Source organism: Paenibacillus sp. EPM92 (genome assembly GCF_016586185.1).
Classification (GTDB): Bacteria; Bacillota; Bacilli; order Paenibacillales; family NBRC-103111; genus Paenibacillus_G; species Paenibacillus_G validus.
In genome coordinates this window covers 54,773-71,243 of sequence record NZ_BCPS01000079.1, presented here as the reverse complement: position 1 = coordinate 71,243, position 16,471 = coordinate 54,773, and the positions used below count along the sequence as shown (strand labels likewise).

Below are 16,471 nucleotides of genomic sequence, written 5' to 3'. Positions count from 1 at the left end.
CATGCAGTTGAAATTCCGTACAAAAGATGAGGTGTCGCATGGAGATTCGCGCTTTAGGTCAGGACGATTTCGAAACGAGTCTGGAATTAACGAAGTATGCCTTTCAATTGGACTTTAATGAAAAGGATAAAGAAATTTTACGCGCACGTTTCACGAAGGAGCAAACATGGGGCATATTTGACGAAGTCCGCCTCTCCGCTCAATTAGCGATCGTTCCGTTTGAAACGTATATCAATGGAACTCGTGTTGCGATAGGGGGGGTTACACGTGTATCGACATGGCCTGAACTGCGTCGGCAGGGGCTGATATCCAAACTCATATTGCATTCTCTCAAAACGATGAAGGAAAATGGGCAGTCCCTTTCCTTCCTTGTGCCCTTTTCCTTTGGTTTTTACCGTAAGTACGGATGGGAAACGTACACTGAATATAAACAATATGTGCTGGAGACGGCTCAATTTCCGCCTCGTGTAGAAACGAACGGATATGTGGAACGCCGGGACGGAGACATCGAATTATTGAGTCGAGTATACGAAGTTTATGCCGCACGATATAACGGTACGTTAGTCCGTCCGTTAGATTGGTGGAAAAGTCCGATTTTTCAGCGCAAGAAAGGCCATGCAGCTGTATATTTTCGGGAGGACGGTACGCCTGCGGGGTATGCTCTTTACGAGATCAGGAAGCAGTCGGAACATCTTAAGGCCAAACAATTTCGGGTACAAAGGGAATTACTCGTTCATGAATTTGTATTTTTAGATGAGGATGCCAGATGGGGATTGTGGTCGTATTTGTCCAATCACGATTCCATGGTGGAAAGAGCCGTGGTGACGGCGCCGGTAGATGATGCGCTGCCATTTTTCCTTCCCGACCCGCGCATTCAACAGGAGGTGCTGCCGTATTTTATGGCGCGAATTGTCGATGTCCAACAATTCATAGAGCAGTACGTTTTTTCAGCAACAGGCGAATCACTTAAGCTTGCCATTCGTCTTACCGACAAGTACGCGCCGTGGAACGATGGATTATGGGAGCTAACGATCAATGGGGAAGGGAGGGCGAGCATAAATTCCTTGAATGAAAACGATACTGTGTCTGATCGAACGGCGATTCGCTGCGATATCCAAACCCTGTCAGCTCTGCTGCTAGGATATAAGAGACCTGAAGAGTTGCATCGAATCGGACGGATCGGGGGAGTGGAAGAAGTTCTTGCTCAATGGGAAGCGATTATTCCACGGCGGACGACCTATATGCTCGATTTCTTTTGAGAGCTGGAAGCTGTGGGAGTGGACATCCTGCTCTTCAGTTACTTCGTGAGTGTGGAGGGATATAAGTTGATTTTATTAGATAACATCAATAAAACGTTTGTAACTCCAGGGGGGAAATTCCAGGCCATTTCTTCTGCGTCGTTGGAAGTCGATCAAGGGGATATTTACGGAATTATAGGCTTTAGCGGAGCAGGAAAATCAACACTTTTACGGACGATTAATTTGCTTGAAAAGCCTGACAGCGGTTCAGTTATCGTGGATGGGGAAGATTTGACCCTTCTTACCAAAAAACAACTACTGAAAAAAAGAATGTCTATGGGGATGATTTTTCAGAACTACAATTTAATCGGCAACCGAACCGTTTTTGATAATGTCTCTTTTCCTTTGGAGATAGCAGGGGTGTCGAAATCAGAACGCAGAAAAAAAATCAGGGAGTGCTTGGAGATTGTTGGTTTATCGGACAAAGCAGATCATTATCCAGTTACATTGAGCGGTGGGCAAAAACAGAGAGTGGCCATTGCCAGAACCATGGTGACTCAGCCTAAAATACTGCTTTGTGATGAACCGACATCCGCATTGGATCCGCAAACAACGGAAAGTATCTTAGCATTTTTAAAAGAACTGAATGAAAAATCCGGGATCACCATTGTCATCGTAACCCATGAAATGGAGGTGATCAAATCTATTTGCAATAAAGTCTCCGTTATGGAAAATGGTCATGTCGTGGAAAAGTTTCAATTAAAAGACCCGAATTTTGTTCCTCAAACAAGAATCACGAAGTTTTTATTTAATAATGAAATTGAAGTACGCCGGGAAGGAGAGGGTGTATTTGTTGGATAATATCATCGCATTATGGCCGGAGATCGTTGTAGCGCTCGGCCAGACGTTTTACATGATGGTCATTTCGCTCGGTATTGCGATCGTGATAGGTACACCACTTGGGACCTTATTATTTTTAATCCGTCCCGGCTCGCTCGTAAATGCGCCTCGTCTTTACGTTGTCATTGACGGAATGGTCAATATCGTTCGCTCTTTCCCGTTTCTCATTTTATTGATTGCCATTATTCCTCTTACCCGCTTTATAGTTGGGACACCGATCGGCACTACAGCAGTTACGGTTCCTCTGGCTATTAGCGCCATTCCAGAGTTTGCAAGGTTTGTAGAGCAAACCTTGCTTGAAGTTAACCGTGGTGTTATAGAGGCTGCGGAGTCTATGGGAGCGAATACTTATCAGATCATTTGGAAGGTTCTTTATGTAGAAGCGAGATCAGGAATTGCAAATGCCGCTACGATTATTAGTGTCAGCTTTCTTTCGTACTCGACAGTTGCAGGACTAGTTGGAGGCGGCGGCATTGGAGATTTTGCCATAAGATATGGATATTACAGGTATCAGACAGATGTAATGGTTTTTACGGTTGTGATGATTGTGATCATCGTGCAGCTGATTCAGATGATCGGAAATATGGCAGTCCGGAAACTGGATAAAAGGAAATAAATAAGATCTAAAACTAAAAAGTATAAAATATAAAATATAAAATATGAAAAAATGGAGAGTTATTATGAAAAAGACACTGTTGATGGTTATTATCGCGATTTTCCTTCTCATGACGGCATGCAGTACGAAAGAAACCGCAACTGGCAGTAATTCCAATGATAAAACGATTGTATTCTTAGCAACGAATTATAAATTGTATCAGGATACCACTCGTGTTCTGGCAGCAGAGGTAGAAAAAAGAGGATATAAATTGGATTATAAATTTATTAGTGATAGTATTCAGTTAAACTTAGCGGTTAAAGAAGGAAATGCAGATGCCAATTATTTCCAGCATCAAGCCTATCTGGATGGATTTAATGCCGGTAATGGAACTAATCTGGTAGCGGCATTTGAAGCGTTTTACGATTGGGGCGGTGTTTTTTCCAAAAAACATAGAAGTCTAAAGGACATTCCGGACGGCGGAACTATTGCTATTCCGGTTGAACCCTCCAACAATGGCCGTACATTGGTTATGCTTCAGGACGCGGGATTACTTAAGTTAAGAGAAGGTGTAAGCGGTGTTCAGGTCAAAGTTAATGATATTGTAGAAAACCCCCATAATTACAAGTTTAAAGAAATTGAGTATGCCATGTTGCCACGCTCGCTGGATGACGTAGATGCCGCTTTTTTACATGCCACAGTAGCTGCAGATAATGGGTTCGATTTTGACAAGGATGCTTTGGCGAAGGAAAGAAAAGAAGTTTTATCTCCTGATATCATTGCTACCCGTCCGGAGTTGGTCGATTCACCTAAAATAAAGGTGTTGAAGGAAGCGTATCAAAGTGATGCAATGAAAAAAGCATTTCTGGAAGCTTATGGTGGTAAGACTGTGCTAGTCCCCGGCTGGTAATCGCCTGACTGTTTAATTCGTTTCCTCTAAAGCTAACAAATGAAAGGCTTCATCCCCGAATGGAATCGGTTGATTGGGGGACAGACCCCCAACAACCCGACCATTCGGTTACACCCCGTCATTCCTCGTTACATAAACAACCGAAACAAGCGGATCCGCAACCATTTCTTTTCGTATCTCCCCACTCTTTCCTTAACCTTCTTAATACTTCACCAATCGAGACGAACGTTTAGATGTATAACGTTTAGATGAATAAAGTTCAAATAAAAAACATATTTGCTTGTGAAGGAATTTGGTGAAATTTGGCGAAAGGTATTATATAGGTATATTAGCGCAGTACGTTGGAATTATATTAACCAGAGGTCGCTGTTCACTTTTTTCAAAAACAGGTCATCGGACGCATGAATCGATCCTGCCCAAAGGCAGGGGAGCAATACTTCAGGCCTAAGGATTCCATCTGCGGCAGTTGGGTTACCGAAATGGATGCTGGAGGGCTACTCTTTTCTTTCGGAGTAGCCCTTTCATTTGAGAGGAAAGAAGACTCGATGGAGAATATTGCAAATCTTATTGAAAACAATCATTTCTACCATGTATTTCAGCCGCTGCGGCGACTTCCCGATCAAGGCAAGGTCGGTTATGAAGCTTTGATTCGCAGTACATCCGGCATTGGCCCGAATGCGCTTTTTCAAGGAGCTATTGAACAGAACCGATTGTATCAATTGGATACCTGGTCCATTGAACATGCGCTTTCCAGCTTCTTTTTTTCTCCGGTTGCACAAGAAGACGGGTTGTTGTTCATTAATCTTTTCCCATCTACCATCATTGCCGATGCTTTTCCTTTGTTTGTGAATGATCTCAGGAGGCGGCTCCTTTCTTTTGTCCATCGCATTGTGCTTGAAATCAACGAATCCATTACCGAAGAGCCGATTTGGAGCAACCCTGTATTTATGCAAAGAATCAAAGATCTCCGTAACAATGGGTTCTTGATTGCTTTGGATGATGTAGGGGAAGGAACGACTACGTTTCGGAAAATCTTCGAGATATCGCCGGACTTCATTAAGATAGACCAATTTTTTTCCAAAGAGCTATCCCTTTGCAAGAAGAAACAAAAGGTAGTCCAGCTCTTTGTCGATTACTGCGGGGACGCTGACAGCACCCTTATTTTGGAAGGGATTGAGCGGGAAGAGGATTTCGTCTGTGCAGCATGTCTCGGTGTAACGATCGGACAGGGGTATTATTTAGGGAAACCGAATCGACTGAACATATGAAGAAGAAGTTGAATCTGAAACTGGAGGACTACGCAAGATGGAAGATAAAAGCATGTATTCACGCAAAGCAACACTTTCACTCAAAATTTCCGAGTTTGAAGTTCCGCCGATGCAGGACTTGTTAATTATCGGGAAAAAAGCGCCAATCGGTCCAGAAGCCGTCAGGCGAATGTCAGAGGCGCTCTCCCCCGGACAATTTACCCTGCTTAAGATTGATCATCCCAAAATAGAAGCCATTCTGGTCCGAAATTCGCTTTTGCAAATGCTGGACCAAACCCTCCTCATGAAGATTGTCATGGAGGAAGCGGAACGATTGATCCTCGATACTACGGTGCTGCGCTCGGAACTGAAAATTGCAGTTTCCGTACAACGGGAGGTCGAACTGGGATGAAAGTGTCCGAGCTCATGACGTCCCCGGTTTATACGGTTTCGTCAGACAAGAGTGTTTTCTATGCAGCGGAACTCATGAACGAATGGAGAGTGGGGTCGCTAATCGTTATGGATCACGGCACGGTCGTAGGCATCTTCACTTCCCGTGATGTGCGCTCAACGCATCCCAACCGGATTGTAGCGGACGCCATGACGCCCGACCCTATCACGATTACCTCTGAATTCTTTATATGGGACGCGCTGAAAGTTATGGATCAACACCGAATTAAACGTCTATTAATCATGGAAGAGGGCAAGCTTGCCGGTTTGGTAACCCGGGAAGCCATCAAGATGAAATTGTCTGAATTTATGGATTCGCTGACGGGATTCTATCGTGCACCTTATATCCAATCCGTCGGTGAGGCGTTCCTGAAAAAGAAACAACCTTTTCATCTTTTATTTATTGACCTGAACGGTTTTGGCAACATTAACAAGCGTTACGGCCATCCTTTCGGCGATGATGTGATACGTGAATTTTCCGGCAGGATGGCATCCTTGGTAAAGGAAGATCGGGATTTTGTTTGCAGATATGCCGGCGATGAATTCGTCATGATCACTTTGGCAGACGAGGCAGAAGTCGATCGTTACATCCGGTTATTCTCCTGCTCTGTCTTCATCAACAATGTTGCCGTTTCCGCGGCGGTAGGGTACGTGAACGGGCTGGAGGAACCCGACTTTTTTTCCTTGTCGTTCCGGGAAATCTTGAGAAAGGCCAGTCTGTTGTCCACTTCCGCGAAGCCCGCCCATGATGAAGGCAGCGATGAAGTTTACTTGCGTTAGGACAACGTGGATTCCAACAAGGATAGGGTTCGCCGAGACGTCCAATTGTTTCGATTCGAGATCCAGCAGCAGCACCGAACAGTTCCGGAAGGGTCGCAAAAAGCGAAGCACGCTTAATGCCGATAGGCATTTGGCGTGCTTTTCTGTTTTTTCGGTCCGTACAGAAGGGGAGAGGTTATTTTGCCTCTCCGGTTGGATAACGCTTATCGTCGTCCTGCTTATGTCGGATTATTCCAAAAATCGGACATAAATGTCCATGTTCAAATCATTTTATTGTATTGATAATAATAATAATCAATCAAAGGGAGGAAATTTGGTGAATATGCAATCCCGGCTTGAAGTGGAAGAATTGGATTACTTAACAAAAAATTTTCATTTATCCATCAAGCCATTGCCATATTCAACGGATTGTATTCGATCTGTTGATTTGCTTGACGGTAAAAAATGTGCGTCGTATTTGGATGAATTATCAAGTGTTCTCCGGTCTCCGTCAAGAATGATTACCGCTTCGCAGTTCTCCAAGAGGTACGCCTTTCTAACCCTGACTACCGGTTTATATGCCATGACGATGTACAATAAAGGATTGGATTTAGGTATCGAAAATAGCCTTCTTGAATCGTCCGTAACCCACAATAAATCTTGGTCGACCAGGATATGTGCGCCAGATTTGCATGTTACCGAACCTGCGGCTGGGAAACGGGATGAATGGCGTAATGAAACGATAAGAAATCTCTTCGCAGGGCATTTGGCAAAACTGTGGCGTTCCATTTCTGAAACCGCCAACATTCCAGTGGCTATTTTATGGGAAAATACCGCAGTTCGTTTATATTCGCTGTATGAGAAACGAATGGGGGAAGGGGCCAATTCACAAGAAAACAAGCGCATACAGGAGGACTTCGAGTATCTGATAAGTAAAGCGCCAGGGACCGTATTCGGGGAAACGGACAATCCCATGGAAAAGTTTTACTTTCCTGCATGTATGACTTCTTCTGCAAATCAACCGGTTCGTATTCGAAAGACTTGTTGTTTCTATTATAAAGTTTCCGCGAACGAAAGCTACTGTTCAACCTGTCCGAAAGTAGTTAAGAAACACGAATGACTTGATAGGGAGAAGCTTGCAAGAACGCTCCGCTTTACTATAATGAAAGTGAGTTTTTTTAAGAGAGGACCGTGTTGTTATTGTGGAAACGTGGACTCACTGATCCGGAAGAAGTACGGATATGGTCGGGTCTTATTTGCCGCTGCAACTGTTCTGAAGGAAGGATAAAATCGTATCCGAACAAGGAATTCGCGATAGATTTGTCGAAATAACATCTAATGAGAATGATTATTATTCACAGAAAAGGACGAGTGCAAATGAATAACAGCTCACATCTTTCAACGCGACTCGCTGCTTGCCTGTATAAACTGGAAGATAGTCAACACGTAATTTCGAATGAAACCTTATTTCAGCATGATAATTCGTTGTATGGAATGTTGTTGTTTATGGAAGCTGAAGGAGACATTGTCATCGACGGACGGAGCTATCCCTTACAGCGGCAAAAGATTTTCATCGTATCTCCCGGTGCCTATGTAAAACTGTCCATTCACCCAAGTAGCCAAGCAGATTATTATTACATAAAGTTTTATGCGCTGCAACCTGCGGATCCGGGTCATTTTGTACTTGCGGAACTGAAATGTCCGGATGAACTATATACTGCTCATTTTCAGTTTCTGGCCGACATGGTTCAAGAGATGGAGAAAAAACATCGCAGTGACAGTAGCTGGGATGTCATGAAAGCGAATATGATGTTTCAAGAAATGATAGTCGCGCTATTCAAGGATACCATTCATGAACAGAAGTCAGATTTGAAACAAGCGATTCATCTCACCTTGGAATATATGGAACAATACTATCCATTACATATTACCCGAGAGAAGCTTGCTGAAATCGCAGGTTTGAGTGCGGATTATTACTCACGGGCATTCAAGAAACAAGTCGAAAAAAGCCCGATGGAATATTTGACTGAAATTCGGATTAGCCAAGCCAAGCAATTGCTGGTTCAGTCTGACGGATCGTTTCGTTCGATTGCCCACAGCGTCGGCTTTAGCGATGAATTTTATTTCAGTCGCAAGTTTAAAGCAGAGACAGGTTACTCGCCGATGTCTTATGTGAAAAAAATCAAATATTCCAGCAAAATTGCTTCACTTAATCATCAAACAACAGGTCATTTGATTGCGCTGGGCATCGAGCCTTATGCCGCTGTCATCAATAACGCTTATCCGATCACCACCCGGTTGCGCAACACAATTGCTGTCGGCCACTCCAATCCTGATTTGGAAAGACTGGTGACTGCCAAGCCAGACTTAATTGTGGCGAGCGGTTCTCGCCATGTGGAAAAATCTCAAAAAGAGAGAATATTTAATCAAATCGCCCCGACGATCACTCTTCATTATTCTAATGACTGGAGAGTTCATTTTCAGACCATAGCTAAGATCGTTGGCAAAGAAAAGGAAGCAAACGGTTGGCTGGAGCGTTATGAGCGAAAAGCGGAAACGATTCGAAAACAAATAAAAAGCAAAATCGGAGATGAAACCTTCTTAATCGTTGGTATTGGCGAAGGGAAAATGTGTGTGTATGGTCTACGAAACATGGGGACGGTGCTGTATGGCGATTTAAAGTTGACCGCTCCCCAAGGGGTGCCGGGTATTGCCCACTATAAGGAGGTAACGCTGGAGGATTTGTTTGAGTTTGAAGCGGATCGGATCCTATTAACTAGCTATAGGCACAATGGGACTGCACAGATGGATCAGACGATCCGAAATGAAGTAGGTGCGTTATATGACAACAAACAATGGCATGCTTTAAAAGCAGTCAGGAACAGAAAAGTTTATTGTATGTATGACAGCCAGCATCTCTATACGAGCTATAATGCGCTGTCTCATGACTTATTTCTGGACAAAGTGCATCAGCTGCTGATGTCGGATGAGGAGTAAAAAAGCGGACATCCGCCATGAACTGCTGAAATATCGGAAAAGTCCAAAAATTAATCATTAATATCCATGTTCTTTATAGATTACTCTCTTATAATGAGAATAAGAATCAATATCAATACCATACGTTCAACAAGAAAAAGGAGAGGTACAAGGATGGTTAGAAGTAACAAATATGGATTAGTACTAGCAGCGATTTTTCTATTTATGTTCGTGATCGCTGGTTGCGGGGGGAATCAGCAAGGGGGAGCAGTTTCTCAGCCGACACAAGTACAAGAAACTGAGAATCAAGAGGCCAGAGTCATTCAACATGCCATGGGTACTACGGAAGTTAAAGGTACACCTAAGAAAGTGGTCACGCTGTTTCAAGGAGCTACGGACGCTGCCTTAGTGCTGAAAGTTAAGCCTGTGGGAGCCGTTGAATCCTGGATAGAACAACCTTGGTACAATTACATCAGAGCCCAGATGGAAGGGGCAACCAACTTGGGCTCGGAAAACCAGCCCGACTTGGAAAAATTGGTTTCACTTCAACCGGACTTGATTATCGCTTCCAAAACACGCCACGAGAAAATTTATCAGCAATTATCGGCCATTGCGCCAACCGTCATGACAGAAGAGGTACATCTGTGGAAGGATACGTTGAAACTGTCAGCAGAAGCTCTAAACAAAAAGGAAGAAGAGAAACAATTTCTGACAGAGTGGGAGCGAAAAGTAACTGATTTCAAGGGGAAAATGGGTGATAAATTAAAATTGGAAGTGGGCATTGTTGACTTTCGAGTGGATCATGCCCGAATTGTTTATACCGGGTTCTCAGCTCTCGTTTTGGATGAGTTGGGAATTGCCCGTCCTGCTAGTCAGAGGGGAACAGAATGGGGAGTTCAGCTCTCATCCAAAGAAAATATTCCGCAAATGGATGCAGATATCATATTTGATCAAACGAGTACGACAAGAAATGACGGTCGACTGGATTTGAGAAAAGCATGGAGCGAGCATCCGCTGTGGAAAAATTTGAAAGCCGTTCAAAACAATAGAGTATTCGAGGTAGATACGGCGGTATGGAATAACGGCTCTGGTCCGTTAGCAGCTATGGAGATGCTGGATGATCTCTATGCTTTCTATGGATTGAAATAATATAGTTAAATTAAAGAGGCTGTTGACGAGCGCTGGTGTCAACAGCCTCCAATGAGTTCACTCGTTTCATACCGCTTCGTGTTATGAAGGCTATGGAGGGAATGAACCTCAAAGAGGAGGGTCTTTGTGAATCCATTATTACACCAGACACCTTTAAGAGCGCTGGGTTTGGTGTTTGGTTTTTTTATACTTATGATCTCTTTTATACTAAGTATCGTCCTTGGAACAACGGAGATAAGCTTTCTAACGGCTGTCGAGTCATTTACCCATTATGATATGTCATCGAACGAACATGTGATTATCCAAACGACCCGGTTCCCCCGCGCCATATTTGCAGCTCTGATCGGGGGGAATTTAGCCGTTGCAGGGGCTCTGATGCAGGCGTTGACTCGAAATCCTTTAGCTTCTCCAAGTATTTTCGGGATTAATTCGGGTGCCGTTTTTTTTGTGATATTGGCGTTAACGTTTTTCCCCGTCTCTTCCCTGGATCAATTGGTATGGGTCGCCTTTTTGGGAGCGGGTATTGGCGCTTTGACCGTTTATTTCCTCGGTTCCCTGGGCAGGGACGGATTAACTCCACTGAAAATTGTGTTAGCCGGTGCAGCTATGACGGCCTTGTTTACCTCGTTTACTCAAGGCATGCTGGTTGTTAATGAAGCCAGCTTACAAAATGTGTTGTTTTGGTTAGCGGGTTCTGTCGCCGGCAAATCGGCTGAGGGATTAATTCCGGTCTTACCGTATATGGTATTCGCCGGGATCACCGCATTGGTACTGGCACAGCCTGTCAACATCCTGACTTCGGGAGAGGATGTCGCCAAGGGATTGGGGCAAAGAACGGGCCTTGTGAAAATTTCAATTGCGGTTGCGGTCATTTTATTGGCGGGAAGCTCTGTTGCGGTTGCCGGCTCCATCGGATTTGTAGGTCTCGTTATTCCGCACATTGCCCGTTTCCTGGTGGGTATTGATTATCGCTGGGTTATTCCTTACAGTGCCGTACTGGGGGCTATCTTGTTGTTACTTGCAGATATCATTGCTCGGTTTGTGATTATGCCTGGAGAGATTCCGATCGGAGTGATGACGGCTTTAATCGGAGTGCCATTTTTTATTTACACTGCGAGGAAGGGGTTTCGCTCGAAAGGGGTTTCGCCATGAAGCAGTTAATCGTTGTTCGAAGCAAAAAGGGACAGTTTTCTTTTCTTGTGCAGAAAAGAACGGTGATTCAGCTCTCGGTGTTAACGGCAATGTTGATCGTTGTATTTGTTATGAGTCTGGGGCTGGGCAACAAGGGTACTTCACCAGTGGACGTGCTCAAAACGTTACTTGGGCAAGGAACAGCCGTAAATTCGTTGATTATTGGCACTTTAAGGCTTCCTCGTATAATAGTTGCTGTTCTGGTTGGAGCGGCTCTGAGTGTTTCCGGATCGATCCTTCAGGGAATTATCCGCAATCCGCTAGCCTCGCCGGATATTATTGGGATTACAGGGGGAGCCGCGTTTGCGGCAGTGGCTTTTTTTACCTATTTTGCCGGTACGGTCAGTATCCAGTGGCTCCCGGTAGCAGCCTTTTTGGGGGCTGGCTTCGTTTCGATCGTGATTTATTTGTTGGCATGGAATAAAGGGGTTACTTCAACGAGGCTGGTGTTGATCGGAATTGGGATTTCAGCGGCGACCAGTTCTTTAACGATGTTAATGATTGTTCTCAGCCCTATTAAAGCAGCCAGTCAAGCCTATATTTGGTTAACTGGAAGTATTTACGGTGCATCGTGGGATAATGTGTATGCCTTGCTGCCCTGGGTGATTGTTTTTATTCCTTTGGCACTCATTTATTCGAGAAACATCAATGTTCAAGAACTAGGCGACGATGTCGCGAAAGGTGTAGGAGCTTCTGTTCAACTTCACCGATTCCTGCTGCTGATCATCAGTGTGGCGTTGGCGGGTTCAGCCGTGGCTATTGCTGGAGCGATCGGGTTTATCGGCTTAATTGCTCCGCATATCGCCAGAAAGCTCGTAGGTCCTTCTTTTGGCGGCTTAATTCCGGTTGCGGCTCTTATTGGCAGTCTTATGCTTTTGATTGCCGATACGTTTGCTAGAACGGCCTTTCTTCCACTCGATATTCCTGCGGGTGTGTTCACTGCAGGTGTAGGTGCTCCTTTCTTTATTTATCTGCTTTATAGAAATCGCAATAAATAGAGCTGCACTATTCGTACGGAAAAATGACAGGGTTTGAAATGCAGCCTTTTTTGGAATCCTACTCCTATCAAGATAGACGTGAAGGAGTGAGGTGATGAAAGAGGCTGTTATCACTGCAATAACAAAAGCAACAAGCAGAAAATCCCTTTATCATTTTACAAGAGTACGGAATTTGCCGGCTATTGCTCATTTTGATGCTCTATTGTCCAGTTATAACCTAAATCCCCACGGTGCAGGTGAGCGCCGATCAGAGGCCAAGGAAGTGAACTATCATGAATATTCGGTTACAATAAATGCTCATTTAAGGATTCCTGACAGTATGATAGATGCTGAAACCACACAGGAACAATTTCGGGCTTGTCTGGATCGGCATGTATTTTTTTGGCCCACATTAAAGGATTGTCAGAAAATGATGGACACTTATACGCGGAGAGAACCGGATGAAAGGTTTGCCATTCTGGAATTCGATGCGTATTTCTTATTATTGGAGCATTATTCAGCAGTGAAGTTATCCAAATACGACTCGGGGAGCTCGCCGCGGTTTCCGACTCTCTGTTCTTACAAGAAGAGTCCAGATATGTTTCTACCATTAAATGGCTTCAAGATCATACTGAATAACATCGTGCCGACAAAAGCGTCCGAAATACGGGAGGTACTCATCGAAGATCAGGTTATCAACGTGTCAAAGTATTTACGGGCTGTTTACGTCGATAATTGTAAAGTTATACCTGAGTGCTGGAGAGATCGGGCGAAGCCTTTGGCGGATTTGCAAGTCATGAAATCAAGATGAATGCATCGCTTACAGAAGTTGCTTAATCCATAACCTCATAAAACCTCATATCGAGCGGAGAACTGCAAAAAAAGCTGCCGGTGGATCTCAATAGATCCTGCAGCTTTTTTTAGATTGTAATATCGTATTCTTCAATTTTTCTGTACAACGTCGTTCTTCCGATTTCCAATAGAGCTGCGGCCTTGCTCAAATTCCAGCCCGTTGCCTGCAATGCCCTTTTGATTGCCTCGATTTCCGCCTCTTTAAGCGAAGGGACGGAATCATCGGCAGCCTGAGCCTCCCGCCGCCCGGTTTGACAGTCGGTTTCGAACTGCAGATGTTCGGGGCGAATGGGACTTCCCTCGGCCAGAAAAGCGGCCTGAATAAGGACGCTGTTTAATTCGCGAATGTTTCCGGGCCAAGCATACTGCAAGAGCTTATTTGCCGTTTCTTTCGATAAATGAGGGTTCGGATCGTTATGGCTGCGTAGCAAATGTATGGCAAGCTCAACGATATCGCTTCTTTCGCGGAGTGAAGGCAATGTAATTTGAATTCCTTTCAAACGGTAATAAAGATCGGCGCGAAACCGTCCTTCCTTGATTTCATTTTGCAAATTTTTATGAGTCGCTGCAATGATTCTTATATCAATGGGCTTACTTTTGGCACTTCCGACGGGGGTGATGGTGCGTTCCTGCAAAACCCTCAATAGAGCCGCCTGTGCGCGCAAAGACATATCGCCGATTTCATCCAACAAAATCGTACCCTTATGGGCAGCCTCGAATTTCCCGGCATTTCCTTCCCGATTGGCTCCCGTAAATGCGCCCCGCTCATAACCGAACAATTCGCTTTCCACCAGGCTGTCGGGTATTGCGCTGCAATTAACGGCTATGAAGGGTTGATTCGAACGCAAACTGGCCGAATGAATGGATTGCGCAAACAATTCTTTTCCGGTGCCGCTTTCTCCCAACAACAGAACCGGAAAGTCGGTGAGAGCCGCTTTGTAGGCCAGTTCTTTTTTCTGTATGAGGCTTGGGCACGATCCGGCGATATCGGAAAAAGTATACATGCGATTTACGCTGATCACTTTTTTTTGAATCGCTATGGAACGCCAAACTTTTTGTTGATGATCGTGTATTTCTTCGATAAAAAATCCTTCGATGCCGGAGAATTCATGGCCGATGGCATCCTTGCCTAAAATCCGGAGAGCGGCTTGATTGGCGCGAATGATTCTGTTTTCGTGATCCAGCGAAAGGAGCGGAAGCGGATTGTTTTTCATCGAATATTCCAATTCCTTCAAAGTGATGAGATGTTCCTTCCTGGATTCTTCGATGAGAAGTTGGTTCTGCAATGAATCCGCGGCCATCGTTGAGAGAGAAAGACTAAGCGCATTATAGTTTTCCTGTTTGCTGCTGAAATTGATGGCGCCCAACAACTCCCCGGTCGGACTGAACACAGGCGACGATGCGCAAGTAAGGAAATGATTCAACTGGCAGTAGTGTTCTTCGGCATGAACGCGGACAGGTATTCTTTCGTTAATGGCAACCCCGATGGCATTCGTTCCCTTTCTGTTTTCAGCCCAATTGGCGCCCACCTGGAGCTGAACCGCAGCCGCCCGTTTGGAGAATTCAGGATCTCCGACGGAATAAATAATATTGCCTTGAGCATCGATAAGAAGGGCCACTTGTCTCGATTGCTTAATGAAGTGCTCCATTTTCCCGAAAATATGTGAGGTATGCTTAATCAGAGCCTCATTCTCTTTAAGGATTTCATGAATTTGCTTTCCTGTAACCAATTGATCATCCACAGGATCCATCTGTTTCAATCCATATTGTTGACAACGCTTCCAAGAGCTCGCCACAACTTCTGAATGCTTCCTTATTTCCAGAGATGACAACGTAAGCACCTCCACACACAACATGTGTGATATTGATTGTAGTATAACATAATGGATATCCAGATGTGCCCATTTAAACAAGATTGTTTCAAAATGTTACACCTTACCGACGGTACGATTTGATCAAATTCGGACACCGAGAGACACCGTTTCCGTTTCACATAGGAGCACTGCTTCGCAACAATTCTATTCGGCAAATCAGAAAAAAACACCATTACGCATTGGATTTCAGTGGAGTGGTGATTCAGCTAAATCCAATAACGTAACGGTGTTTTGTGTGTCACTGGCACAATAAATTCAGCGGCAAGCGCTTACATTATTAAAATGTCAAGACGATCCGTCCGTTAATGTTTCCTTTTTCCATACGTTCAAAAATTTCATTGATTTTTTCCAGTGGCTGTGTTTCGATGATCGCTTTCACTTTGCCGCGGGCAGCGAAATCCAAAGCTTCTTGCATGTCTTTTCTTGTACCGACAATCGAACCTGTTACTGTAACGCCGTTGAGAACCGTATCGAAAATCGGGATCGGCAATTCGCCGCTCGGAAGACCGACTACCACCAGTGTGCCGCCGCGTCTTACAGAACGATACGCTTGTTCAAACGCTTTCGGAGTCACTGCCACGCTCACTGCAGCATGAGCGCCGCCGACTTTGTTCTCGATTTCCTCTACCGGATTTACCGACTTGCCGTTTATGGTAAGATCGGCTCCCAGCTTCTTGGCAAGTTCCAATTTATCGTCGCTGATATCGACTGCAATGACGTTAAATCCCATAGCCTTCGCATATTGGAGCGCAATATGTCCGAGACCTCCAATGCCATAGATCGCCACCCATTCTCCCGGCTTTGCACCCGTCACCTTCAGGGCTTTATAGGTGGTTACGCCTGCGCATAAGATCGGGGCAATTTCTTCATCCGATACGCCGTCCGGGATTCTCGCGACATAGGCAGCAGGTGCGACGCAATATTCCGCGTATCCCCCATCGACCGAATAGCCGCCATTTAATTGGCTTTTGCATAACGTTTCCCAACCGGTCAAGCAATACTCACATTCGCCGCAAGCGGAGAACAGCCACGGAATTCCAACCCTGTCCCCGATGTTTATGGAACTTACTCCCGGACCGACTTTTTCTACATAGCCAACGCCTTCATGACCAGGGATCAAAGGAAGTTTAGGTTTCACGGGCCAATCCCCATGAGCGGCATGCAGGTCGGTATGGCAAACTCCGCAAGCTGTGATTCTTACCAGTACTTCTCCTTGTCCGACATCCGGAGTCGGTACTTCTTTGATTTCCAGCTTTTGATGAAATTGATTTACAATAGCAGCTTTCATTTGAATCCTCCTTCAAAATGAACGAATATGGTTGCTTGGCATGCAACACTTTCATACATACGCAA

General features: G+C 44.8%; 15 protein-coding genes. 13 read left to right on the top strand and 2 right to left on the bottom strand.

Translation table 11 applies throughout. The features are described from left to right. Window positions 1-38: 38 nt before the first annotated feature. From JMF85_RS18990 to JMF85_RS18930, 13 genes are all read left to right on the top strand, one after another. Window positions 39-1,259, top strand: coding sequence for a GNAT family N-acetyltransferase (locus tag JMF85_RS18990; RefSeq protein WP_201318735.1), 1,221 nt, complete (start codon window positions 39-41; stop codon window positions 1,257-1,259). A gap of 66 nt (window positions 1,260-1,325) precedes the next feature. Then, a complete protein-coding gene (locus JMF85_RS18985) occupies window positions 1,326-2,099 on the top strand; it encodes a methionine ABC transporter ATP-binding protein (protein ID WP_141335648.1) in 774 nt (257 codons plus the stop codon). Further along, window positions 2,089-2,754: a methionine ABC transporter permease gene (locus tag JMF85_RS18980; RefSeq protein ID WP_054799897.1), complete on the top strand. Its 666-nt coding sequence runs from the start codon at window positions 2,089-2,091 to the stop codon at window positions 2,752-2,754. The genes JMF85_RS18985 and JMF85_RS18980 overlap by 11 nt, the downstream gene beginning before the upstream one ends. Window positions 2,755-2,818: 64 nt before the next feature. Next, window positions 2,819-3,643, top strand: coding sequence for a MetQ/NlpA family ABC transporter substrate-binding protein (locus JMF85_RS18975; protein WP_155615348.1), 825 nt, complete (start codon window positions 2,819-2,821; stop codon window positions 3,641-3,643). A gap of 401 nt (window positions 3,644-4,044) precedes the next feature. After that, window positions 4,045-4,911: an EAL domain-containing protein gene (locus tag JMF85_RS18970; protein WP_236595919.1), complete on the top strand. Its 867-nt coding sequence runs from the start codon at window positions 4,045-4,047 to the stop codon at window positions 4,909-4,911. A gap of 37 nt (window positions 4,912-4,948) precedes the next feature. Continuing rightward, on the top strand, window positions 4,949-5,302 hold the full coding sequence (locus tag JMF85_RS18965; RefSeq protein WP_127609850.1) for a hypothetical protein: 354 nt from the start codon (window positions 4,949-4,951) through the stop codon (window positions 5,300-5,302). Next, the gene (locus tag JMF85_RS18960; protein WP_127609848.1) at window positions 5,299-6,120 is read left to right on the top strand and encodes a GGDEF domain-containing protein; all 822 of its coding nucleotides are present in this window, start codon (window positions 5,299-5,301) and stop codon (window positions 6,118-6,120) included. The genes JMF85_RS18965 and JMF85_RS18960 overlap by 4 nt, the downstream gene beginning before the upstream one ends. Before the next feature lie 322 nt (window positions 6,121-6,442). Next, window positions 6,443-7,219 carry an IucA/IucC family C-terminal-domain containing protein gene (locus JMF85_RS18955; protein ID WP_236595926.1) on the top strand — a complete coding sequence of 259 codons (777 nt, stop codon included), beginning with the start codon at window positions 6,443-6,445 and terminating at the stop codon, window positions 7,217-7,219. A gap of 257 nt (window positions 7,220-7,476) precedes the next feature. Further along, the gene (locus tag JMF85_RS18950) at window positions 7,477-9,096 is read left to right on the top strand and encodes a helix-turn-helix domain-containing protein (RefSeq protein WP_201318734.1); all 1,620 of its coding nucleotides are present in this window, start codon (window positions 7,477-7,479) and stop codon (window positions 9,094-9,096) included. 153 nt (window positions 9,097-9,249) lie between these two features. Continuing rightward, window positions 9,250-10,224 carry an ABC transporter substrate-binding protein gene (locus JMF85_RS18945; protein ID WP_127609213.1) on the top strand — a complete coding sequence of 325 codons (975 nt, stop codon included), beginning with the start codon at window positions 9,250-9,252 and terminating at the stop codon, window positions 10,222-10,224. A 126-nt stretch (window positions 10,225-10,350) separates the two neighbouring features. Continuing rightward, window positions 10,351-11,376: a FecCD family ABC transporter permease gene (locus JMF85_RS18940; protein WP_127609215.1), complete on the top strand. Its 1,026-nt coding sequence runs from the start codon at window positions 10,351-10,353 to the stop codon at window positions 11,374-11,376. After that, a complete protein-coding gene (locus JMF85_RS18935) occupies window positions 11,373-12,413 on the top strand; it encodes a FecCD family ABC transporter permease (RefSeq protein ID WP_127609217.1) in 1,041 nt (346 codons plus the stop codon). The genes JMF85_RS18940 and JMF85_RS18935 overlap by 4 nt, the downstream gene beginning before the upstream one ends. Before the next feature lie 94 nt (window positions 12,414-12,507). Continuing rightward, on the top strand, window positions 12,508-13,203 hold the full coding sequence (locus JMF85_RS18930) for a DUF7002 family protein (RefSeq protein WP_141335641.1): 696 nt from the start codon (window positions 12,508-12,510) through the stop codon (window positions 13,201-13,203). 109 nt (window positions 13,204-13,312) lie between these two features. On the opposite strand, the gene JMF85_RS18925 is transcribed toward JMF85_RS18930, so the two are convergent. Together JMF85_RS18925 and adhP are read right to left on the bottom strand one after the other, a co-directional pair. Next, window positions 13,313-14,995 carry a sigma-54-dependent Fis family transcriptional regulator gene (locus JMF85_RS18925; protein WP_236595918.1) on the bottom strand — a complete coding sequence of 561 codons (1,683 nt, stop codon included), beginning with the start codon at window positions 14,993-14,995 and terminating at the stop codon, window positions 13,313-13,315. Window positions 14,996-15,395: 400 nt separating this feature from the next. Beyond that, on the bottom strand, window positions 15,396-16,406 hold the full coding sequence (gene adhP / locus JMF85_RS18920) for an alcohol dehydrogenase AdhP (RefSeq protein WP_127609223.1): 1,011 nt from the start codon (window positions 16,404-16,406) through the stop codon (window positions 15,396-15,398). Window positions 16,407-16,471: the final 65 nt, after the last annotated feature.